The organism is Rhodanobacter sp. KK11 (assembly GCF_033345435.1).
Lineage (GTDB): Bacteria > Pseudomonadota > Gammaproteobacteria > Xanthomonadales > Rhodanobacteraceae > Rhodanobacter.
Genome location: NZ_JAWPMI010000001.1, coordinates 995,202 through 1,018,379, shown reverse-complemented (window position 1 = coordinate 1,018,379; position 23,178 = coordinate 995,202). Strand labels below are relative to the sequence as shown.

Genomic DNA, 23,178 nt, shown 5'->3' with positions numbered 1-23,178 from the left:
TCACGTATCCGGCTTCTGCAAGGTGCGCAGTTCCCAGCCGTCGGCAGCAAGCTGCGGCTCCACCTGTTCGCGGTCACCCACCACGACCCAGAGCAATTGCTCGGGCCTGAGGAACTGCCGCAGGGCCTCATTGACTTCGTCGGCGGTCAGCGCGGCGATCCGTTCGGCCTTGGCCCGATGGTAGTCGTCGGGTAAGCCGTACAGAACCATGGCTTCGATCGAACCCAGTACGCCGTCCAGGGTTTCGCCCAGCCCGGCCATGCGGGCGATGGCCGCATGGCGACACGGCGCCAGTTCGTCTTCGGTAATCGGCCGCTCGCGCAGGGACTGGTGCAGTTCGTCGGCGATTTCCCGCATTGCCGCCGCGGTCCGGTCCGTCTGCACAGGTGCAGACACATCGAAGACGCGTTGCGCGCGGGGGGCGCCCATGATCCGCGAGCGCGCGCCGTAGGTCCAATGCTTGTCCTCGCGCAAATTCATGTTGATGCGCGAGGAAAATCCGCCGCCCAGGATTTCATTCGCCAGATCGATCGCCGGTCCGCGCGCGTGATCGTAGTCCGGCACCAGGCCGGCCGCGACGATGTGCGACTGCTCCGCGTGCGCACGCTGGCTGAAGTGGCAGACGCGCGCCCGATCCGGCGTATCCACCGTCGTCGCTACCGTCTGGGCCGGGGTGCGTCCCTCCCATCCGGCGAAGCAGCGCTCCAGCTCCGGCATCAGCATTTCCAGCGTCACGTCGCCGGCCACCACCAGCGTCGCGCCCTGCGGGCGGAACCAGCGCGCATGGAGTCCAACTACGTCGTCCAGCTTGATCCGTTCCAGCGATGCTCGCGTTCCCACGCCCGATGGTGAACGCGCACAACGGTGGCCGGCGCCGTACAGCAATTTCGGCAACAGATGCATGACCAGGGAGCCGGGCATCGCCAGTTCGTGTTCCAGGGCTCGCAACTGCAGATCGCGATGACGCAGGAAATCCTTCTCCGCAAAGCGCGGCCGTACTACCGTATCGGCAAACAGGGCCAGCGAAGGCCGCAGCATCGACGACAGCGCCGACAGCTGCATCTTCGTCCAGTCGATGCTTCCGCATGAAGTTATCGCTGCAGCGATCGACTGCGCCGCCTCGGCGAACGCATCGCCATCGCGCTCACCCGCGCCCTGGTTGGTCAGGCTTAGCGTAAGCCGGGCCAGGCCATCGCGGTCGGCGGGGTCGTCGCCCTGCCCGGTCGGCAGGTGCAGCGTCATTTTCACCAATGGGCGGTCGTGCCGACGCGCCAGGATCACCTGCAGCCCATTCGACAGCGTCGCCCGTTCCAATGCCGGCAATCGTCCGGAGCGCGCCACTCCCAGCGCCGGTGTGTTCGAGCGATCCACCGCGCCGGCCGTTGCGGCTCCGGTATCCGGCGCCGGCAACGCCTTCAAGTGCAAGGCTGGCCGCGTCAGCCAGCGCTCCATCACGCCACGTATGTCATCGGCACTCGCCTCGGCGACCGTTCGTCGGATCGCCCGATAACCGTCCGGAGTGCCCGTCAAGCGCTGGTGATCGGACAGCAGGCCCGCCACCGACGTCACCGTTCCGGTACCCCGCAAAAAACCGGCACGGTCCTGCAATTTCAGCCGCTGCAATTCCGCCTCGGTCGGACCTTGTTCGCGCAGTTCGTCCAGCACGGCGAACACCTCGGCTTCAATATGCTCGAAATCGTCCGCGCCATCGAGCGCATCGATGGAAATCGCAAACCGGCCTGCCACTTGTTCCAACGACGCACCCGCCGAAACACTGGTCACCCATCGCCGCTCGCCATACAGCAGGCGTTGGGTCAGGCGTGCTGTACGCCCACCAGTCAACAATGGCGCCACCAGCCGCAGCAGCGTGGCATCGACCTGGCCGTAGCCGGGGATGTTCCAGGCCAGGACCAGGCGCGAGAGCGGCACTCGGTCGTACAGGGTTTCGTGCCAGTGCTCGGGCAACTGCGGCACCCAGGCATGAGTCGTCATGCGATTCGGCAGCCGGCTCGCCGGGATGTGCCCGAACCAGCGCTCCGCCTTCTCGCGCGCGGTCGCCGCATCGATATCGCCGACGAGGGTCAACACGGCATTGCCCGGACCGTACCAGGTGCGGAACCAGTCCCGCACGTCTTCCAGCGTCGCATCGGCCAGATCCTGCATCGAGCCCAGCACGGTGTGCGCATAGGGATGTGCCGAGGGATACAGGGCACGCAGCATGCGCTCAAACATGCCGCCGTAGGGCGCCCCCTCGGTCTGGCGCTTCTCATTCATCACCACGCCGCGTTGCTGGTCCAGCGTTTCCTGGGTAATCGCTTCGGCAAAATGGCCCATGCGGTCGGATTCGGCGAACAATGCATAGTCCAATGCCGCGGTAGGCACCGTCTCGTAGTAATTAGTGCGGTCGTGGCTGGTGGTGCCATTGAGGTCGCTGGCGCCCGCTGCGGACATGTTGACGATATAGCTGCCCGGCAGGTTGCTGCTGCCGCCGAACATCAGATGCTCGAACAGGTGGGCGAAGCCCGTACGGCCTGGCGGTTCGTCCTTGGCGCCGACCAGATAGGTCACGTTGACCGCCACGACGGGCGCCTTGCGGTCTTCGTGCACGATGACGGTCAAGCCGTTGCCCAGGACGAAGCGTTCGAACGGCAACGGCAGTTCATCCTCGTCCGTCGAGGACCAGGCCGGCGTTGCGCCGCCATTCTCTGGCGAAAGCGAAGCGGTTGATTTCATTGCGCGGGCCTGCCGGCCCTTCTCCTTGTCGAAAACCCTCCCCGACTCGCCTGACGAGTCAGGACGAGGCGGGAAGAGCGGGTATCTCGGTTACGGAACACTGGATCAACGGGCAGCCAGGCCGCCCACTGCGATCAGATCCCGACGACAGGCGGGTGCCGCCAGGCACACTGTCGGCGCCTCGTCACCACCCGGGCGCCGGGCACGTTCCCATCTGTGCTGCGCCGCCGACGCCCGACCCGTACTTCGCCTTGCGCGGTTCGCCCACCAGCAGGTTGGCATCGCCCAGCGCCTCAGCCATGCGTGCACGCACGCTGACTACGTTGTGGACTGCCCGCTGCAGATAATCGTTCGCCGCCTGCGCCTCGCGGTTGCGCACCAGATCCGCCGCGTACAGCGACTTCGCGTCCGCTGCGATCCGGCGCAGGTCCGCCGGAGTGAAGCCTTCCGTGGCCGACGCCAGTGCGGCGTAATCGATCTTTTCGTACTCGGGCAGGTCCGAACCCATCCAGCGCTGCAGGATGCGCCCGCGGGTGGCCTCGTCCGGCGACATCGTCTCCAGCCACAGCTCGACGCGGCCTGAGCGCAGCAGCGCGTCCGGGATCTTCTTCACGTCCATCGCCGTCATCATCACGCATACGTTGCTGGCGGTTTCGCTCTCCAGGCCGTCAAGCAGGCTCAGCAGGTAGCGAGCCAAACCGGCGATGTGCTCGATCTTGAACAGCACATCGGCATCGTCGATGAACAGCACCGAAGGCGAGTTCTCCTTGGCCTCCTCGACGACTTTCTGCACTTTCTGGAAGAAGGCATTTGGCGGCTCGCTGATGAACGAGCCGTCGATGAGGAAGAACTTGCCCTTCATGCGGTGCGCCAACGCACGACCGATGCTGGTCTTGCCGGTGCCCGGAGGCCCGTACAGCAGCACGCCGCGTTTGGGCTTGAGGCCCATCTTCTGCGCCAGCACACGATTCTCCAGCGGCAGCACGATATTGGTTTCCAGCGCATCGATGATGTGTTCGGCGCCAGGCAGTTGGGAGAACGACAGCGCCTCGACTTCCTGCACGCGCGTATTGCTGCTGACGACGAACTCTTCCAAGCAATCGATCACCTTGTCGGCATCGAGGTCCGGCGTATCGGCCAGCAGCGCGAAGGTGGTGCGCAACTGATGACCATTGAGCATGCCGGCATAGCGGTACAACAGCCTGAAGTCGATGTTGGCCACCCTGTCCGCACCCAGCAGATTGCTGGCGATGGCCAGATAGTCCTCGGCACCGAAGGCCTCGATCTGCACGGTCGCGGTCATGTCGCCGTAGATGTCGGCGGCCGATTCCCAGCTCTGCGGGGGGCGCCCGACCAGCACCAGGTGCTTGCCTTGCCCAGTCACCTGCTCGTACACATGGCGCATCACGATATGGTTCAAATAAGCGCCATGCGCACCGGAACGATTGCCGACGGTGCTCAAGGCATTATGGTCGTCCATCAGCACTATGTCCGACTGCGACAGCGCGGACAGGATGACTTCACGCACGGCCTCTTCCCATGCCGAGGCATCGTGTTTGGTCGCCTGTGCGACGATCTCGTTCATGCTGATGCGCACACCGCCGCGGGCGACGAGGTGCTGCAGCAGGGTGGTCTTGCCGCTACCGGAACTGCCCATCAGGGCGACGATGGGCGAGACTTCCAGCACGCGATTCATGCGTGTCAGGGCCGCCGCTTGCACGGGCGCCAGCGGCAATGGCGTGGAAGGAGCAGTGTTGGAAGCAGTTCGAAGTTGGGCGTTCATGGCGATGTGTCGAGTTTCCGGTGCGTGAGTGGTAGGCCCTGGGGCGCGCATCGACTGCCGCAGGGCCAAGGTCCGGCTGCGCCATGCGCGGAACGCACAGCCGAGAAACAACAGGTGGGACATTTGCGCGCGACGGCGCGGATGCGGAGTTGCGTCAGAAGGTACCGCGCAAGGTGAGCATGAAGTTGCGCGGTTCGGCATACCAGTTGCCGCCGGTACTGCTCCCCGGTGTCTGGTAATAACGACGGTCGGTCAGGTTGTCGATATTCAGCGCCGCCTGCCAAACATCATTGAAGCGATAGCCCGCACGCGCGGCGAACACCGCGTTGTAGCCCTGGGTGAACTCATAGGGCAATTTCCTGCCGGGTCTACAGACCGATGTGGGTTTGCCATCGCTGTCTGTGAGATATTCCATGCAAGCAGTACCTGCGTAGTAAGCGCTGGTGCGGGTATAGACGCCAGCCCCCAGACTGAGCCGGCCAAGCCAACCCGCCTGATTGAAGCTGTAATCCGCCCACAGCTTGAACAGATGCCGGGGCGCCGCAGTCACCAGAGGCTTACCCTCTTGGCTGGTAGTAAACCCGCCACGATATTTGTTTTCATTCCAGGTGTAACTGGTGGAAACCTGCAGACGCGGCAGCAGTTCACCACTCAGTTCCAAATCCAGACCCTGGCTGAAATGCTCCCTGCTCGGATTATTTATATAGCAGCAAAAATGCATGCCATCACCGATGTCCCCATATGTCGCCGCATACTTGCCGTATCCGACTCGAAGCGGGAAGTTTTTTCTCACCAGCCGATAGGCCGACAGCGAGGCATTCAGGCGGCCATCACGCAGCGAGGATTTAACGCCGGCCTCGACATTGCTGCCGGTGGTCGGCGGGATCAGGTTCAGGGATTCATCGACCGAGCTGGTATTCGGCGAATAAATGTCCGTGTAGCCGACATAGGCCGTCACCGCATCCGAGAAATCGTAAGACAGGTTGTAGGAGGCCGGCGGCCAGGATCGATTGTACGTCTTGTTGTCTTTCTTGTTGCGAGGCTTCGGATTTCCATAATCCGTTCTAGCGCCCTCATTGGACCGGAATTCGCTATACCGCACGCCGGTACTGAAATGTAGACGCTCGAAAAAGGTCAGGCGCATGCTGGCATAAGCACCACGTTGAATGGCGTAATAACCTCCTCCCCGAACGGTGCCCTGCGTGCGATTCGTCCGCTCCGCATAACGGGGGTCATATGGGTCGAAGTTGAAGACATCGACCGCAGGGGAGGGGCTATATGGATAGTAGGACGTGGACATTCCGCCCGAGCTATTGGCGGAATTGGCACCGAACACGAACTCCTGTTTTTGCCCGAACCAGTGGGTGACGCCAGCCAGCGTCAGGTCGGCCAGGAGTTGGCGGTTGTTATTGGAGTCCTCACCCCCGAAAAACACTTCGGGGCCGGCCAGGGTCAGCGGATTGACAGCACCGCCGCCAACGCCGCCCCTCTTCCACCAACTCTTCTGTTCCATTTTGCTCAGATTGGCCTTCAAAGACCAGTTCTCGCCAAGAGCCTGATCGAGGCGAGCAAACATTTCGGTCGTGCTGGTCTTTGCGACGGACCAGGGCAGGCATAGGCAGGTATCGCGCGGCAAGCCCAGGTCCCGACCGTCCTCGTAACGGGGCAGGCCACCCCAGCGGCTCCCTTCCCGCAATTTTGAATGGCTGGCACCCAGACTCACCACCGTCCCCGGCCGCAGGTCCGCCTCCAGCACGCTGTACAAGGTGGTGCGGTCACTATCCGCGAGCTTGTAGAAAAACCCACGATCCTGCTGGGCCGCCACTGCGCGCCCGCGCAGCTTGCCGCCGAATCCCAGTGGCGCGCCGGCATCCAGCATCATGCGCCTGTTGTTCCAGCTGCCGTATTGCCCTTCCACGATCAACTGCCGATGATCGAGCGGGCGCTTTCGGATCAGATTGACGGTGCCACCCGGTTCGCCATAGCCGTTGAACAGACCGTCGGCACCGCGGAGCACTTCCACGTGATCGTACATGGCCGTATCGAGGACAGGCTGCAAAACTCTGGACGAGCTATCGCCCTTCATCCGAATGGGGGCACCGCCATCGATCTGGAACTTCTGTACCGCAAAGCCGCGCGAATAAAAATTGATATCCGACGAATTGGCACCTGTCACCATGCTGAGTCCCGGCATCTGTTCCATCACCTCATACACATCGGCCAGGTTCTGGTCCTCGATCTGCTTGCGCGTGACCACGCTGACCGACTGCGCAGTGTCCTTGAGGGATGCTGCCGCCTTGGTGCCAACTGTCATCGCGCCGCTGGTATAGCTGCCTGTCCCTTCGGTCGCGGTGATGTCGGTACTTCCGTTGACGCCATTGGTGCCGCTGGCCGCAAGTCCTGTACCGGCGCTGCCTTCGACCCTCAATGGCCCCAGCACACGCACGTCGCCGGTCTCCGGCAGCTTCTCGATCACCACTGTGCGCGGCCCGGTGTAGCGGAAGGTCAAACCGCTGCCCGCCAGCAGGGCGCGTAGTGCGTCCTCCGCGGAATAGTGCCCCTTGAGGCCCGCCGTCCGTTTGCCATTCGTCAACTTGCTGTCCACGCTGAACTGCAGACCGGACTGCCTGCCGAACCGGACGATGGCCACATTCAGTGCGCCCGCCGGTACGTCGAAGGAGGCACTGGCCACCTCCGTCCTGTTCGCCCCGACCTGTGCCACGGCCGGCGTCGCGGCAATGCACATTGCTCCCGCCACCAGCCATACGGCGCATGCCGTATTCACCATGCGCCTAGCCATTGCGCCAGGCATGCCCGCATGCCTGCAAAAAGAAAAAAGAATCATCGAATCCCCCCCCCCGATACCTGATTCCACGCAGCGGCCAGTCGACCGGTGCATAGTCCAAGGCAATCCACGCCTGCCGCTTCGATTGCCTTCGATGGACTAACGGACAGACGCGAAGGTACCGCAATGCGAATTTCTGATTAGTACCGAGCATCCGCTGATCGCCCCATCTCCTTCCGAGAGACAAATGCCGACTTGCACGACGAACGCCGCTCGCAGGATGAAGCACATGGATGTGTCGAATGAAGGCGGCCCGCAGGGCCGGATGAGGGTTCGGGCGAAGCGACGAGTCACCGGCATGCCAAGCATCTGGATGCTTCAGCCGAACTCCCTCCCCCAGCCTCTCTGCGGGCAGGGAAGGAACTTCAGGCAGCCGAGGCGCGACGCCTAACAGGTCGGCCGTTGGAAAGTGCCTCGCTGGCATGACGTCGGGAGATTCGATCGGAATTTCCCGGGGTCGCTTCCACGAGACAGCCGTGGAAGCGCGCACGCATGGCTATTTCGCCGGCCGCTTCACTGAGGCGATCCACACCACCGGGCCGATCTCGGTGACCTTCACCGGCAAAGATTGCTGCAAACCGCCATACCACTCGTCCAGGCGCGCCAGGTCGATCACTGCGCTCATCCGCACGCGGTTGGCCTGCGGGTAGCGGACCAGCAGCATGCGTGAATCGTAACGCCCGACCTCCGCCAGGATCTCGCTCAGGGGTCGATCCACGAACACCAACTGGCCGTTGCGCCAGGCCAGCTCGTCCTCGGCATCCGCCAGCTCCACCCGCTTCATCGCATCGCTCGCGTGCACCCGTACCCGCTGGTTCGGCACGATCTCCACCGGCGCCGTACCGCCACCGCTTACCCGCACCCGGCCGCGTTGCACCGTCACCACCACGTCGTCGCCATCGCGACGCACCGCGAAGGCCGTGCCCAGTACCCGCACCTGCCCGAGTCCCGCATCGATCGTGAACGGCCGCGCCGGATCCCGCCGGACGTCGAAGAACGCCTCGCCCCGCATCAGCCGCACGTGCCGGCGATGCGTATCCACCTCCACGTCCACCGCGCTGTCCGTGTTCAGCCATAGCGTGCTGCCGTCGGCCAGCGCCACCGTGCGCTGCTCGCCCGTGCCCGTCACCTGGTCGTAGCGCCAATTCCGTTGCCATTGCCAGCCCATGCCCATCGCCAGCACCAGCAGCGCAGCCGTCGCCATCTGCAACGATCGCCTCCAACGCATGCTGCGGGAGCGCGCTCGCATACGCGTTTGGTTGACCACCACCGGGTCGTACCGCGTTTCCAGTGGCGTCCCCATCTTCAGCCACAGGCGGCGCGCACTGACGATTGCCGCTTCGTGCACGCGATCCGCACGGCGCCACTGTTCGTACTCTTCCAGCATTCCGGGTTCGATTTCACCCGAGGTGAGGCGCATGACCCACTGCAGCGCCTGGTCCTCGATGCTGTTGCCGCCATCCATGTCATCCATGGGATCCCGATGCACCACCTGCCATAGTCGTTTCGTGTTCATGCCCCCTCGACCCTCCTGCGACACTCTCTGAGGGCGCGCATCATGTATTTCTCGATGGAACTCTTCGAAAGCCCGAGTTTTTCGCCGATCTCCGCATGAGTCAGGCCTTCGACACGACTGAGGTACAGAATGTCCCCGCAGATCGAGGGCAGCGCCGACAAGCCCGCATCGATCAGCTGGTATTGCTCCTGCATTTCCGCGCTCCGCGCAGGATCCGCGGTCGGGTCCACGATGTCTTTTTCGTGCCTGTCGAACAGCGTGAGCACTCCGACCAGCAATTGCATCCGGTAATTTTCGGAACGCAGATGATCGATGGCGGCATTGGTGGCCATGCGCATCAGGTAACGCCGCGCCTCGTCCTCGTTCGGCAGCTGCTCGGCAATCCGCTGGAAGCGCAGGTACAGATCCTGCGCCAGGTCCTGCGCCGCCTGCGCATCGCCCACCCGGCGCCGGATCACCCGCTCCAGGCTCGGCTGGATCTCCAGGAAAATCCGCGTTAGCTCCTGGCTCGTCAGTCGCGCCGCACGCTGCTGGCCAGCCCCTTCCTCGGTCTGGACCGGCGCCTGTACACGCGGCCGCCACCATCTCATCCTGCCACCGCCATGCGACGCCGCAGGAAGAACTCCACCGGCACCACCATCTCGACCCGCTCTCCGCCGACCTCGGCCGGCGGCGGCGGCAAGGGCGACGCCCGCAGGATCAGCGCATTCACTTCCGCGTCCAGTAGCGCGTAGCCGCGGCTACGCTCGATGTTCCAGTTCAGCACCCGACCGTTGCGGTCCATGCTGAAGCGCAGGTACACCACGTCTTCCTGTCGTCGCTGCTGCGCCGCGCCGGGATAGCGCTTGTAGTGCTCCAGGTGGGTCAGCAACCGGTTCTCCCAGGTCTGCGTCGCACTGGCCGCCTGATCGCTGGGCGCGCCTTCGATCGGCGCCTGCAGCGTATCTTCCCGCGTCGCCAGGCTCGACGGCGCGGCCGTGGTGCGCTCCGCCGCCACGGGAATTTCCGGCTGCGGCTCCTCCTTCGGTCGGGCGGCCAGCGCCTGTGGTGGCGGATGCTCCACCTCCCGCGGTGGATCGAACGGCTTGGGTGGCCTCGGCTTCGGTTTGGGCGGCTGCTTCTGTTCCACTTGCTCCGGCCCCGGCGGGATCTCGGTCACTCGCTGTTCCGGCGCCGCCGGCAACGGCGCCAGCACCACCGTCATCGCCGCCAGCGGCGGCGTCACCGGCTCGGCAGGGCCGCTGCCAAAGTCCATCAGCAGCGCGCTGGCCGCTGTCGCGTGCACCAGCAAGGCGCACGCCACGCTACCGCCCCAGCGCCACAACTCCGCACGCAGGGAACTCTGCGCAAACGGCACCATCGGGCGAGGCGCTTCGATCATGGTCTATGCTCCGCCCTGGTCCAGCGTCACCAGCACCACCTTGCGGTAACCCGCTGTGCGCATGGCATCCATCACGCCCATCAGATCCCCGTACGACACCGCCTTGTCCGCCCGCAGGAACACCTGCGCCTCGCGGTTGCCGTACAACAGGCCGTCCAGTGCACGACCCAGCGCCGAGCGGTCCACCGGCTTGTCGTCCACGTAGACTTGCAGGTCCGCCTGTACGCTCACGATCACCGGATCGTCCGGCTCCGGTTGCGCTTGCGCGCTCGATACCGGCAGCTCCAGCGGCACGCTCACCGTTGCCAGGGGCGCGGCCACCATGAAGATGATCAGCAGGACCAGCATCACGTCGATGAAGGGCGTGACGTTGATCTCGTGCAGGCCGCCTTCCACCTCGTCCTCACTCGCCAGCTTAAAGCCCATGCACGACTCCCACCTTGCGCGTGCCGCCTTCGACCTCCAACTCACGGCTCAGCAGGCACATCACCTGTGCCGCCGCATCGTTCATCCGCACCCTGTAGCCGCCCACCGCACGCACCGCGGCGTTGTATGCCAGTACTGCTGGAATTGCCGCCACCAGCCCGAACGCCGTCGTCAGCAGCGCTTCGGCAATGCCCGGCGCCACCACCGCCAGATTGGTGGTCTGCGCCTGGGCGATGCCGATGAAGCTGTTCATGATTCCCCACACGGTACCGAACAGCCCGATGAACGGAGCTGCCGCGCCGATGCTACCCAACACGCTCAAGCCGCGCGACAGTCGGCGCTGCTGGCCCGCTTCCACGCGCTGAATCAGCGCGACTGCCCGTTCCTTGACCCCCTCGGCATGACCGCCGCGCTGCGCCGGCGGATAGCGCCCGGCCTCCTGCCGCGCCAGCCGCATCATCGCCTGCGCTGCCGTATCCGGCAGCTCCCGTACCTCGCTCAGACCCGACGCCGACGCCAGCAGGACCAGCGACCGGGCCATGGCCCGGCGCTGCGTCAGCACTTCCCAGACCTTGTAGATCCAGATGCTCAGCGTCGCCACCGACGACAGCACCAGCACCGCCATCACCCCCTTCACCACCCAGTCCGCCTGGCTCACCATCGATTCCACCGTCAGGGCCGACGGCAATACCGGCGATGCATGCACATGGGCTGCCGCCGTCAGCAGCAGGAAGGCGGACACGATTGCAACGCGGTTTCTGCTCAAGACGGTCTCCCGATTTCGATTGAATGGCTGCCTGTCTTTCGACTTAACGAACGAATGCGACACCACCGCAATGGCCGTTGGCCCGGCGGGCGAACCACACCCCATGCTCGACCCGGCTATCGGGCGGCAGGCGAATGCCTGCGACCCCGGGCCTCGACCACTGGAATTCGCATCGACGATCCTGCAACAGGTTCTACATCACGCCGACCGAATACACCGCCTCGCGCCCACGCGCCGCGCCCAACGGCTGAACCTGTGTGGTCTCGATGTTCGCGGCGTCCACAATTTCCCAGCCGCCCCCGACCAGCAGCCGCAAGGCGCGATCATGGAAGCGCAGGATGGTTTCGCGGTGGCCGACACTGACAAAGGTCACCCCCGCGTCGAGCAGCGTGCCGTACAAGCGCTCCTCGGTCCGGATGTCGACCGCACTGGTGGACTCGTCGAGGAACACGAACTTCGGCCTGGAAATCAGGATGCGCGCGAACGATACACGCTGCTGTTCGCCCAGCGACAATACCTTGCTCCAGTCGCAATTCGCCTGCAGTCCGCCAGATTTGGCGATCAGTTCCGGCAGGCACACCTTCTCCAGAACTTCCTGGATCTCGGCATCATCCATGCCGTCGCGACCGTGCGGATACAACAACTGTTCGCGCAGATTGCCGAGCATCATGTACGGCTTCTGCGGCACGAACATCACGTCTTCCGGCGGCGGCATGACCATCGCGCCGGCCCCCCGCGTCCACAAGCCCGCCATCGAGCGCAGCATCGAACTTTTGCCGACCCCGGTCTGCCCGATGATGATCAGGCTTTCGCCTGGCAGGATCGACAATGAAACCCTCTGCGCGAGCTGCTGTTCGCCCCCAGGAGTCTGGAAGCTGGTATCGATCAGTTCGATGCGGTCGCCCCGACGAATTTCGATCTGCCCCTCGGTCGCCCGGGCATGCGCATGCATTTCGTCGAAACGCTCCACGATCTGCGCCAGGCGCACCACTTTCGGGGCGATTCCCGCCACCATCGGGATGTAGTTGTCCAGGGACGTCAGCGCACCCCTGAGCTGGGCCGCGGCAGTCATGGCCAGAGCGATGGTGCCGTATTCGATCCTGCCGCCAAAATAAAGCGGATAGATCAGGATCAGAGGCGCCAGCGTCCAGACTTCGCCAAAGATCTGGGTGATGAATCCCGTCTTCATCTGGTAGTAGTAGATGTCCATCTGATTGTGGATCAAGCGTCGCAAGCGGCTGGACACCTGCGCTTTTTCCATGTTTTCGCCGCGGAAAAAGGCGATGGTTTCCGCGTTGTCGCGTATCCGCAGCAAGCCGAAGCGAAAATCGGCCGCCGCAGCGACCGCATCGAAGTTCTTGCGGATCAGCGGCCAATAGACCAGGGTCTGCAGCACGACCGACACGATCGAGTACATCACCACGAAGCCCGTCATGGCGCTGCTGACCTGGGTCAGCAGCGCGGTGCTGGTGGCGACGCCAAGAATCGTCCCGATGACCTTGGTCGGGAATCCCAGTATCGAGCTGATGAATGGGTCGACATTGTTCTGGATGCGCTCGTCGGGATTGTCGATGTCTTCCTTCATCGCGATGTCGTAATAGGTCTTGTCCGCCAGGTAGCGATGCACCATCCATTCGCTCATCCAGCGAAACCACTGCATGTGCATCAGTTTTTCCAGCAAGTTCAGCACCACGTCGTAAAGCCACCTGCCCAGCCCCAGGAAGAACAGCAGCCAGAAGATTGCATGCCACTGTTCGGCATTGCGCTCCACCAACTGGTTGGCCTGCTCGGCGGTAATCTGCGCCACCCGGTAGTTGTAGTAGGCCCATGCCGGGCTGACCAGGATCCCGAAACTCAGCAGCACCCAGGATTTCCAATGTTTCGGGTCCGACCAGTACGGCTTCAGCAACCGCCAGATACGCCGCATCAGGCGGCCATCGATGCGGTAATCCTTGGGATCGATCTCGATGGTTCTTGCGTCCGTCATGCCTCTGCCGTTTTTTTCAATTGCCGCGGCATTGCGCGACGGAGTGGATCACTTCGCGCGACGACACACCCGCGCGATCGGCGAAGCACGGCCGGGCGAATGACACCGTTTGATAGAGTCGGCCTGTTTCACGGCGGATGCGCGCCGTCGTGCCGGAGCCGCTACCGGAAGGCATTGAGGGTGAGTTCGAAGCCCGGCTTGTCCTCTTGTACCCAGGCGTCGCCCTTGCGCCAGGCGAGCATGCCCGCCTGCTCGTCGCCTGTGGCGACCGCAGTCATTCCGACCAGTACGATGCCGGCCGAAGCGAAGCGCTTCAACAGCGCGGCATAGGCCTTGTCCGGCTCATCCCCCTCGACAGCCTGGGCCTGGGTGCGGCATTGGACCAGCGACGCCAGCGTCGCGGCCATGGAATCCTTGTCTGGCGTCGATGGCGCAGCGGCCGCCGCGGGATCCCGGCTCGCTTCCGCGTAGGCGATCCTGCATGCCGTTCCCATGGCTTCCAGACCCGGGGGGACAGCCTCATCATCCAGTTTTCGAAGCAATGCCATGTAGCTGCTGCGCAGGGTCTGCGCATAGCCCACTACCCGCGCCTGCCGCTGGTCTGCGCTGGCCTGGAAATAGCGATAGGGCCGCGTGGCGTCACCCAGAGGCGCATAGGGATCGCTGGAACTCGCGGCCCGCTGCTGCTCGCGTTTCTGTCCAAACTCGGGATCGGGCTCGCTGCTGCATCCCGCAAGCAGGGCAGCCAGTATGCCCAAGGCCATGGCGAACGTCCGTGCGGTCGTCGTCAACATCGCTAGAAACCCCAAATTCCCATTCCCATGACTCTTAACGGGCAGAGTCGGGGTCACCGCAATCCGCTTGACGCAGGCGCGAACCGCCACGCAAAAAAAACCTTTCCCGGCCCTGGGGAGAGGTTGAATGCCGGGAAAGGTGGACCGCCAGTTGGATTGCAGAACCGCTGGAATAACGGGTGGCTGGGCCATCCACCGCAATCACGCCCACGCAGGCGGGTGCCCTCAGACACATTGCCAGCAGCAGCCGTCCATGCGCAGCCCCTTGCGCCGGCGTGTGCATATGCTTGCCCGGGGCGACGGCAGCGAGTTCACCGGATGCACGCTCACCGACGCCGCGGTGGGGTAGCGCAGCTATTTCGCCGATCCCTGCGCGTCCAGGCAACGGGGCAGCAACGGGAGCCTCCATGGTTCGTTGCGACAGCGTCTGTCCAGAGGCTGCGATCTTGCCACCAACACCAATGACGCACTTCAGGCCATCGGGGACAAGCTCAATCGCAGACCGCGATAAACGGTCAGGCTTCCGCGCTTCTCTGCTGGTCTCCGAGGCATCCTTCAACCGTGTGGGCGCGCGAAAGAGAGGAAGCCCGGACGCCCGAAAGGCACCCGAAGCCGCTTTGATGCCTGGGAGAATACACAAGCAAAAGCCCGACGAGAAACGGGCAGTCAAGCTCATCGCGAGCATCCGCTCCCTCATCCCAAGCCTCTCCCCGAAGGGAGCGGGAGAAAGCAAAAAGGCCCGGCGGTTTCCCGCCGGGCCTTTCGTTCATAATGGGCGACCGGTATCAGCCCTTCTTGGCCTTGGTCAGCAACTGGTCCAGCAAGCTGATCGCCAGATCAATCTCCTCGTGGGTGATGTCCAGCGACGGCGCGAAGGTGATCACGTTCTTGTACCAGCCGCCCACGTCGAGCACCAAGCCGATCTTCTTGCCGTTGTGCGTGAGGTCGCCGGCCAGGCCGATGTCGACCATCTTGTCGAGCAGCGCCTTGTTCGGGGTGAAACCGTCCTCGGTGCAGATCTCGGCGCGCAGCGCCAGGCCGAGGCCGTCGACGTCGCCGATTTCCTTGTGCTTCTTCTGCAGCGCGCGCAGGCCTTCGAGGAAGTGCGCGCCCTTCACCGGCACGGTCTTCTCGTAGTCCAGCTCGTAACCCATCTTGATCACTTCCAGGCCCAGCGCGGTGCCCAGCGGGTTGGAGTTGAACGTCGAGTGGGTCGAGCCCGGTGGGAAGATGATGGGGTTGATCAGTTCCTCGCGCGCCCACAGGCCGGACAGCGGGTTGAGGCCGTTGGTGAGCGCCTTGCCGAACACGACCACGTCGGGCGTCACGCCGAAGTGCTCGATCGACCACAGCTTGCCGGTGCGCCAGAAGCCCATCTGGATCTCGTCGACCACCAGCAGGATGCCGTACTGGTCGAGCACCTTCTTCAGACCCCGGAAGAAACCCCTCGGCGGCACGACGTAGCCGCCGGTGCCCTGGATCGGCTCGACGTAGAACGCGGCGTACTCGCACTGGTTGGTTTTCGGGTCCCACACACCGTTGTATTCGGTCTCGAACAGGCGCGCGAACTGGTGCACGCAGCTGTCCGAATACTCCTCGGCGGTCATGCCCTTCGGGCGGCGGAACGGGTACGGGAACGGCAGGAACATCGCGCGCTCGCCGAAGTGGCCGAAGCGGCGGCGGTAGCGGTAGCTGGAGGTGATCGACGAGGCGCCCAGGGTGCGGCCGTGGTAGCCGCCCTCGAAGGCGAACATCAGGCTCTTGCCGTTCTTGTAGTTGCGCACCAGCTTGAGCGAATCCTCGATCGCCTGCGCGCCGCCCACATTGAAGTGCACGCGCCCGTCCAGGCCGAACTTCTTCTTCGCGTCCAGCGCCACCGTCTTGGCCAGCTCGATGCGGGTCTGGTGCAGGTACTGGCTGGCCACCTGCGGCAGCACGTCGATCTGCTTCTTCAGCACGTCATTGAGGCGCTTGTTGCCGTAGCCGAAGTTGACCGCCGAGTACCACATCTGCAGGTCGAGGAACGGCACGCCGGCGGTGTCGAACATGTAGCTGCCTTCGCCGTGGCGGAAGATCTTCGGCGGGTCCACGTAGTGCACGGTGTCGCCGAACGAGCTGTATTTCGCCTCGTCGGCGAGCAGCTGGGCGTCGTCGATCACCACGGAAGCGTTCTTGTCGAAAACATTCATCGGGAGTCCGGAGTCGGGAGAGAGGAAAGCGTGCTGGCCGGCGCCGGTCAGGCCGACGTCGCCAGCGCAGGCACGGAGAGGCGCTCGGGCAGGCTGCCGTCGAGCAGCTGCGGCAGGAATTCGAGCGCGTCCTCGAAGCCGGTGATCGGCACGTAGGGGATGCCGGCGGCGCGGCAGTGCTCGATCAGGCGGTGCTTGGCGAACACGAAGTCGACGCGGTCGGCTGCGCAGAAATCCGAGGCGCCATCACCGATCAGCAGGGTCTTCGCACCATGCTCGCGGGCCTGCGCCACGCACGCGCACTTGCAGGTGCCGCTGCGGCAGCCGTCGGCCTGGAACGGCGAGGTCAGCTGCCATTGCTGCGGCGGCGTGGCCGGCGCCAGGTGGTTCGCTGCCAGCGGCAGGTCGTCCAGGCCGTAACACTCCAGAATCTGCCGGATCGCGACATCGAGACCGTCGCTGACCACACGGATCGGCACGCCGAGTTCGCGTGCCTTCGCCACGAAGCCGGGGAAGGCATGGTCGATCCACATCTCGCGCAGATGCTCGTCCAGTTCGGCGCGGCTCATCTGCAGCAACTCGACCTGGCCGGCCATGCACTCGCGCGAACCGATCCGACCGGCGCGCCAGTCCTGTTCCAGCACTTCCCAGCCGGGGCGGCCGAAACGGTCGAGCAGCGAGTCGATCACGTCCTCGACCGAAATGGTGCCGTCGAAATCGCACAGGATGGTCCAGCTGGAAACAGGCATCGTCGGCACGCATGGCAGGATGTTGCCGAGCAGCGTAGGCAAGCTGTCTTTCGGTGCCCTTTCCCCTTTCCGAACGGATGCTGAGCGCATGCATCGCGTCGACCGCCGAGGCGCGCCGGCAACCCCTATGCTGCCGCTCCATGCAGAAATACCGCCCCTTGCCGCTGCGACCCCGCCTGCTGCTGGCTGCCTGCCTGTTATGGCCGCTTGGCTGCATCGCGGCGACCGACCCGGACGTGTTCGCCGTCGGTGCCGGCATGCAGCGCATGCCCAGCTGGCCCGGTGGCAAGAACCAGCACAGCGAACCGGTACCGTACCTCGACATCGACCTTCCCGGGCGCGGCAGTTTCTCCACGCTGGACGGACTGCAGATCGATCTGATCCGCGGCGATGCATGGCACGGCGGCATCCATGGCGATTACCAGTGGGGGCGTTCGCGCGACGACCTCGGCAGCCTGCGCGGCAAGATCGCCTCGCTGCCGCCGCGGATCAACCTGGGCGGCTTCCTGGAATGGCAGCTCACCCGGCAGATCGACGTGGGCGGCAACCTCAGCCACGACATCAACGGCGCCGGCGCCTATCTGGAACTGTACGCCGAATGGGACCCGCCGCCGACCGGCCTGCTCGAGCATGCCGTCACGTTGCGCTGGCAGGCGATGAACGCGCCGGCAATGAACCGTTTCTTCGGCGTCAGCCCGCAGGCCGCGCGTGCCTTGTCGGTGCCGGCATGGCAACCCGGCGCCGGCAGCCAGCTCGCCTCGCTGGAGTACGAGCTGTTCGTGCCCACCAGTCGGCGCACCGGCGTGGCGCTGGTGCTGGTCTACGGGCGTCTGCTCGGCGATGCCGCCGACAGTCCGCTGGTCACCCGCTACGGCTCGCGCACGCAGCTGTCGGAATCACTGGCGTTCGTCTATCGCCTGTGAGCCCGTGCGCGATTTCGGCATGGCCAGCACCAGCATCAGCATCAGCAGGTGCGCGCCGATCGAAAGCCCGGCGACCGCGTGCGCGTTCGTCGCCGACACCGGCATGACGACTGCGAGCAGACCATTGCCCAGGTTCCAGCCCCAGTGCAGCCCTACCGCGCCCCACAGGCTGCCGCTGCGCCACAGCGCCGCCGCGTAGGCCAGCCCGAAGCAGAACAGCATCAGCCATTCCAGCGGCCCGTTACCCAGTCGGTAGATGTGGTTGAGCACATAGATCACGCTGGAAGCCAGCACGAACACCGCGCCGCTGCGCCAGCGCAAACCGGCAGCGCGATACCAGAAGCCGCGAGTCAGGATGTCCTCGGCCAGCGACGCCACGAAGGTGGACAGCAACAGCAGCGGCAATGCAGCCAGCAGCGCGGCGAATGCGCCCGTCGATGCCATCGTATCGGCCGTATAGACGTCCATATGCAGGCCAAGCCTGACCGCGCCGAACTTTGCCAGCACGGCCAGCAGCAGGCCGCCCGGCAACCACCAGCGCAAACCGCTGCCGCCGGCCAGGGCATACGCCGCGTAACCGCGGTAGCCGAGCCAGCGCGACAGCGGCCATGCCGCCAGCACGCAGGAAAGCATCAAGCCGGCCTGCACCGGAAAGCTGTGCAGCCAGCGCCAGCCGACACCTTCGGCTGACTGGTACAGCAGCCAAAGCACGACGAATACGGATGCCGCCCGCCAACGGTTGTTCATGAGCCACCCCCTTTTTCACCCATCCTTGCCGGCAAGGATGGGTGGCGCAGGATATCAGCGATCGTCGCGGGTCCAGATCGCGCCGTCTTCCTCGCGCACCGGGAAGCTGGCGATCGGCTCGTACGCCGGCGGCTTGGTCACCGCGCCGGTGCGCAGGTCGAAGCGGGCGCCGTGGCGCGGGCATTCCACCTCGAAACCGAACACCTCGCCGCCGGCCAGGTCGCCACCATCATGGGTGCAGGTGTCCTCGACCGCGTACAGCGCACCGTCGATGTTGTACACGGCGATCGGTGTGTCGCCGTCCCACACCACCTTGTATTCGCCCGGCAGGAAATCGCTGCGCGTGCCGACCCGGACCCAGCCGTTCATGCGGCGACCCCGTCGAAGTCCTTGCGCAGCACCTCGAAGCGCAGGTCGTCGCGGCGCGGGATGCCGAAGCGCTCGTCGCCGTACGGGAACGGCTGGTACTCGCCGGTACGCCGGTAGCCGCGGCGGCCGTACCAGGCGATCAGCTCCTCGCGCTGCACGATCACCGTCATGCGCATGCCGCGGCAATGCCACTCCTCGCGCGCGATACGCTCAGCCTCGGCCAGCACCAGCTTGCCCAGGCCGCCACCCTGCTCGGTCGGGTCGACCGCGAACATGCCGAAATAGCCGGCCTCGCCCTGGCGCTCGACGTGGCAGCTGGCGATCAGCCGGCCATCGCATTCGGCCAACAGGATGCGGCTGCCGGGCCGCCCGATCAGCGCGCGCACGTCGGCCGCATCGGTGCGCTGGCCGTCCAGCAGGTGCGATTCAGTGGTCCAGCCGCGCAGGCCGGACTCGCCGCGGTAGGCCGATTCGACCAGGGCCACGATGGCATCGACGTCGGCGAGGGTCGCCGCGCGGAACACGGGTGGGGGTTGTGCAGTCATGCGCGGATGATAAGGCCTCGCCGGTTTTGTCCACCATGATCTGGAGCAGCCGTGCTGCCGCGCGTGCGGCCATCGCCCTGCGCGGTACGACGGCTCGGGCGGCGGCCCGGCCGTCCCGCACGGCCCCGCACGCCGCGACTGTCGAAGCGCCTGGCGGCGCGGGCACTGCCCGCCGGTCTTCATCAATACGATGACCGGGCACGGCAGGTAGTGCCCACCTGATGGAACCTGGCTGTCATGCCGCCGGCGACTGCCTGCCCGCCTCGTAGACCTTGAGATGGGCATACACGGTCGCCAGCAGCGAGCGTTCGTCGCGCGAGCGGTCGGCGCGCGCCAGCAGGTCGCCGACGATGTGGTCGGCTTCGATCGGATGGCCGTGCTGCAGGTCGCGCAGCATCGAGGCGGTCAGCGTGGAGCCGGCCTCGGTCAGCACGCTGCGGGCGCGCTGCATGGTCTGCGCGCTCGGCGCATGGCCGGACCGTTCCGCCACTGCGCGGCAATCCTCCAGCAGGTCCAGCGCCGCCGCGGCACCGCCCGGTGCGGCCACGATCTGGCCGACCGAGCCGCGCATCAGGCAGGTGATGCCGGCCAGCGTGGCCAGGAAGATCCACTTGTCCCACATGTCCTGCAGCACCGTGCGGCTCGGGCGCGCATCGAAGCCCGCGCCGGACAGTGCCTGCGTGATCGCCTGCATGCGCGCGGACGCGCTGCCGTCGCGCTCGCCGAAGGTGAGACTGTGCGAAGTGTTGAGGTGCCGCACAGTGCCATCCGCATCCAGCGTGGCGGCGATCACGCACTGCCCGCCGAGCACGCGCGCCGCGCCGAAGTGCGCATCCAGCAGGTCCAGCTGGCGCATGCCGTTGAGCAGCGGCAGGATCGCGGTGTCCGGCCCCACCGCCGGCGTGATGTCGGCCATCGCCTGCTCCAGGCCATAGGCCTTGCAGCTCAGCAGGATCAGGTCGTATGGCGTGCGCAGCACGCTCGCCAGCACAGTGGGCGGCGGGGGCAGGTCGGCGTCGCCGGTGGCGCTCCTGATCGACAGGCCGTGCCGCGCCAGCTGCGCCGCGCGCTTTTCGCGCACCAGGAATGTCACGTCGCGCCCGTGCCCAAGCAGGCGGCCGCCGAAGTAGCCGCCGGTGGCGCCCGCGCCCACGATCAGAATGCGCATGTCAATCTCCCGTCGATGCGGCATCCGCCGCCAGCATGCGGGTGAAACAGGCGTCCTTCTCGCTCCACCGCGCATTTACCCACAGTTTGACGCGGCCGCGGAACGCCGCGTCCTCGTCGTAGTCGCCCAGCAGCCCGGCGTCGATCGGCAGCTCGCGCACGTGCACGCGGATGTCGTGCACGCGGCCGGCAATGAGATCCATCATGGTGCGACGCCCCTCCGGATAGACGATGGTGACGTCGAGGACTGCGTGCAGCGCGTCGCCCATCGCGTCCAGCACGAAGGCCAGGCCACCGGCCTTCGGCCGCAGCAGATGCCGGTAGGGCGAGGACTGCGCGTCGTGCTTGGCCGGCGTGAAGCGCGTACCTTCGACGAAGTTCATCACCGACACCGGCATGTGCCTGAACTTCGCGCAGGCGCGGCGAGTGGCCTCGCGGTCGCGGCCCTGCAGCTGCGGGTGGCGCAGCAGGGTTTCCCGCGAGTAGCGCTTCATGAACGGGAAATCCAGCGCCCACCAGGCCGGCCCCAGCAGCGGGACCCAGATCAGCTGCTGCTTGAGGAAGAAGCGCAGGAACGGAATGCGCCGGTTGAACACCTTCTGCAGCACCGGGATATCCACCCAGCTCTGGTGATTGCACAGCACCAGGTAATTGCCGTCGCGGCGCAGCCCGTCCAGCCCCTCGACCCGCCAGCGGATACGGGTGAACAGGTCGAACAGGCGGTTGTTGACGCCGATCCAGCTCTCCGCGATCGCCACCAGCACGCGCGAGCAGGCCTGCCGCACGGTGCGCACCGGCACGATCACCTTGACCAGGGTGAACGCGAACAGCGGCACGACGTGCAGCAGGATGTTGCCGACGAGCAGCAGCAGGACCAGCGGGATGCGGATCGGGCCGGGGAACTTGGCGAGCATGAGGTCGGTCGTGGCGGGCGGAACGGCAAGCATAATGCCGCCGCCGGCGGCAGGGCCATGCGACCTTCCGCCACCTCACAGCAGCAGCTTGCGCACCTTGAGCAGGGCCACCACGAACGCGTCGATCTCCTCGCGCGTGTTGTAGAACGCCAGCGAGGCGCGCAGCGTGGCGGGCACGCCGAAGAACTGCATCAGCGGATGCGCGCAGTGGTGGCCGGAGCGCACCGCCACGCCCTGCAGGTCGAGCAGGGTCGCCAGGTCGCCGGCTTGTGCGCCTTCCAGCAGGAACGAGATCACCGGTTCCTTCTCGGCGGCCTCGCCGAAGATGCGGATACCCGGGATCTCGCGCAGGCGCTCGGTGGCGTAGTGCAGCAGCTGCTGCTCCCAGGCGTGGATCGCCTCGAAGCCGAGCGAGTCGTAGTAGTCGATCGCCGCCGCCAGGCCGACGAAGCCGGCGATGTTCGGCGTGCCGGCCTCGAACTTGTGCGGCGGCGCGGCGAAGGTGGTGCCGGAGAATTTGACCTCGCGGATCATCTCGCCGCCGCCGAAGAACGGCGGCATCGCTTCCAGGTGTTCCCTGCGCGCCCACAGCGCGCCGGTGCCGGTGGGCCCCAGCATCTTGTGACCGGTGAGCGCATAGAAGTCGCAGCCCAGGGCCTGCACGTCGACCGGCCGGTGCGGCACTGCCTGCGAGCCGTCCACCAGCAGCGGGATGCCACGCTTGCGGCACTCGCGCGCGATCTCGCGCACCGGGTTGACCGTGCCCAGCACGTTGGAGACGTGGGCGACGCAGGCCAGCTTCACCTTTGGCGTCAGCAGCTCGACGTACTTCTCCACGATCAGCTCGCCGCGTGCATCGATCGGCGCCGCCTTCACCGTGGCGCCGCTGCGCGCCGCCACCAGCTGCCACGGCACGATGTTGGCGTGGTGCTCCATCACCGTGGTGAGGATGCTGTCGCCCGCCTTCAGCTGCGGCAGCGCGTGGCTGTAGGCGACCAGGTTGGTCGCCTGGGTGGTGCCGGAGGTGAGAATCAGCTCGTTGCGCGACGACGCGTTGATGAAGCGGGCCAGCTTGTCGCGGGCGCCTTCGTACGCCGTGGTGGCCTCCTCGCCCAACAGATGCACGGCGCGCGACACGTTGGCGTTGTGGCGGCGGTAGTGTGCGCTCACCGCCGCGATCACCGATTCCGGCTTCTGGCTGGTGTTGGCGTTGTCCAGGTACACCAGCGGCTTGTCGTGCACTGTGCGCGCCAGCAGCGGGAAGTCCGCGCGGACGCGCTGGACGTCGAAGACGGTGGGGGTGGCGGCTTGGGCGTTCATGCAGAGGGTTCCGGTTGGGATTCC

Annotated in this window: 19 protein-coding genes; 1 reads left to right on the top strand and 18 read right to left on the bottom strand. The window is 65.3% G+C overall.

Translation table 11 applies throughout. The features are described from left to right. From R5H19_RS04500 to R5H19_RS04445, 12 genes are all read right to left on the bottom strand, one after another. Entirely contained in the window at positions 1 to 2,733 is a 2,733-nt protein-coding gene (locus tag R5H19_RS04500) for a pitrilysin family protein (RefSeq protein ID WP_318157754.1), read from the bottom strand. A 184-nt stretch (positions 2,734 to 2,917) separates the two neighbouring features. Next, positions 2,918 to 4,717 carry an ATP-binding protein gene (locus tag R5H19_RS04495; RefSeq protein WP_318157753.1) on the bottom strand — a complete coding sequence of 600 codons (1,800 nt, stop codon included), beginning with the start codon at positions 4,715 to 4,717 and terminating at the stop codon, positions 2,918 to 2,920. Then, positions 4,671 to 7,304: a TonB-dependent siderophore receptor gene (locus R5H19_RS04490; RefSeq protein ID WP_318157752.1), complete on the bottom strand. Its 2,634-nt coding sequence runs from the start codon at positions 7,302 to 7,304 to the stop codon at positions 4,671 to 4,673. Before R5H19_RS04490 ends, R5H19_RS04495 begins: the two co-directional genes overlap by 47 nt. Before the next feature lie 553 nt (positions 7,305 to 7,857). After that, a complete protein-coding gene (locus R5H19_RS04485; protein ID WP_318158156.1) occupies positions 7,858 to 8,826 on the bottom strand; it encodes a FecR family protein in 969 nt (322 codons plus the stop codon). A gap of 47 nt (positions 8,827 to 8,873) precedes the next feature. Then, on the bottom strand, positions 8,874 to 9,467 hold the full coding sequence (locus R5H19_RS04480) for an RNA polymerase sigma factor (protein ID WP_318157751.1): 594 nt from the start codon (positions 9,465 to 9,467) through the stop codon (positions 8,874 to 8,876). Then, the gene (locus R5H19_RS04475) at positions 9,464 to 10,258 is read right to left on the bottom strand and encodes a TonB family protein (protein ID WP_318157750.1); all 795 of its coding nucleotides are present in this window, start codon (positions 10,256 to 10,258) and stop codon (positions 9,464 to 9,466) included. The genes R5H19_RS04480 and R5H19_RS04475 overlap by 4 nt, the downstream gene beginning before the upstream one ends. Positions 10,259 to 10,261: 3 nt before the next feature. Further along, positions 10,262 to 10,684 (bottom strand): TonB system transport protein ExbD, encoded by a 423-nt coding sequence (gene exbD, locus R5H19_RS04470; protein ID WP_318157749.1) that lies wholly within the window; start codon positions 10,682 to 10,684, stop codon positions 10,262 to 10,264. Further along, positions 10,674 to 11,450, bottom strand: coding sequence for a tonB-system energizer ExbB (gene exbB / locus R5H19_RS04465; RefSeq protein ID WP_318157748.1), 777 nt, complete (start codon positions 11,448 to 11,450; stop codon positions 10,674 to 10,676). Before exbB ends, exbD begins: the two co-directional genes overlap by 11 nt. Positions 11,451 to 11,643: 193 nt before the next feature. Next, entirely contained in the window at positions 11,644 to 13,437 is a 1,794-nt protein-coding gene (locus tag R5H19_RS04460) for an ATP-binding cassette domain-containing protein (RefSeq protein ID WP_318157747.1), read from the bottom strand. A gap of 161 nt (positions 13,438 to 13,598) precedes the next feature. Next, positions 13,599 to 14,231, bottom strand: a complete 633-nt coding sequence (locus R5H19_RS04455) for a hypothetical protein (RefSeq protein WP_318157746.1) — start codon at positions 14,229 to 14,231, stop codon at positions 13,599 to 13,601. A 785-nt stretch (positions 14,232 to 15,016) separates the two neighbouring features. Then, the gene (locus R5H19_RS04450) at positions 15,017 to 16,420 is read right to left on the bottom strand and encodes an aspartate aminotransferase family protein (protein WP_318157745.1); all 1,404 of its coding nucleotides are present in this window, start codon (positions 16,418 to 16,420) and stop codon (positions 15,017 to 15,019) included. A 47-nt stretch (positions 16,421 to 16,467) separates the two neighbouring features. Continuing rightward, the gene (locus tag R5H19_RS04445) at positions 16,468 to 17,169 is read right to left on the bottom strand and encodes an MtnX-like HAD-IB family phosphatase (protein ID WP_318158155.1); all 702 of its coding nucleotides are present in this window, start codon (positions 17,167 to 17,169) and stop codon (positions 16,468 to 16,470) included. Between the two features lie 158 nt (positions 17,170 to 17,327). Between R5H19_RS04445 and R5H19_RS04440 the strand changes: the two genes are divergently transcribed. Further along, entirely contained in the window at positions 17,328 to 18,092 is a 765-nt protein-coding gene (locus R5H19_RS04440; RefSeq protein ID WP_318157744.1) for a MipA/OmpV family protein, read from the top strand. On the opposite strand, the gene R5H19_RS04435 is transcribed toward R5H19_RS04440, so the two are convergent. The 6 genes from R5H19_RS04435 to R5H19_RS04410 all read right to left on the bottom strand — a co-directional run bounded on the left by R5H19_RS04435 (position 18,066) and on the right by R5H19_RS04410 (position 23,154). Next, a complete protein-coding gene (locus R5H19_RS04435; RefSeq protein WP_318157743.1) occupies positions 18,066 to 18,839 on the bottom strand; it encodes a type II CAAX endopeptidase family protein in 774 nt (257 codons plus the stop codon). The genes R5H19_RS04440 and R5H19_RS04435 overlap by 27 nt on opposite strands. Before the next feature lie 54 nt (positions 18,840 to 18,893). Continuing rightward, positions 18,894 to 19,208 carry a non-heme iron oxygenase ferredoxin subunit gene (locus R5H19_RS04430; protein ID WP_318157742.1) on the bottom strand — a complete coding sequence of 105 codons (315 nt, stop codon included), beginning with the start codon at positions 19,206 to 19,208 and terminating at the stop codon, positions 18,894 to 18,896. After that, positions 19,205 to 19,753 carry a GNAT family N-acetyltransferase gene (locus R5H19_RS04425; RefSeq protein WP_318157741.1) on the bottom strand — a complete coding sequence of 183 codons (549 nt, stop codon included), beginning with the start codon at positions 19,751 to 19,753 and terminating at the stop codon, positions 19,205 to 19,207. Before R5H19_RS04425 ends, R5H19_RS04430 begins: the two co-directional genes overlap by 4 nt. 235 nt (positions 19,754 to 19,988) lie before the next feature. Beyond that, positions 19,989 to 20,921, bottom strand: coding sequence for a 2-dehydropantoate 2-reductase (panE, locus tag R5H19_RS04420; RefSeq protein WP_318157740.1), 933 nt, complete (start codon positions 20,919 to 20,921; stop codon positions 19,989 to 19,991). 1 nt (position 20,922) lies between these two features. Next, entirely contained in the window at positions 20,923 to 21,834 is a 912-nt protein-coding gene (locus R5H19_RS04415) for an acyltransferase (RefSeq protein ID WP_318157739.1), read from the bottom strand. Between the two features lie 75 nt (positions 21,835 to 21,909). Beyond that, the gene (locus R5H19_RS04410; RefSeq protein ID WP_318157738.1) at positions 21,910 to 23,154 is read right to left on the bottom strand and encodes a cysteine desulfurase; all 1,245 of its coding nucleotides are present in this window, start codon (positions 23,152 to 23,154) and stop codon (positions 21,910 to 21,912) included. Positions 23,155 to 23,178: the final 24 nt, after the last annotated feature.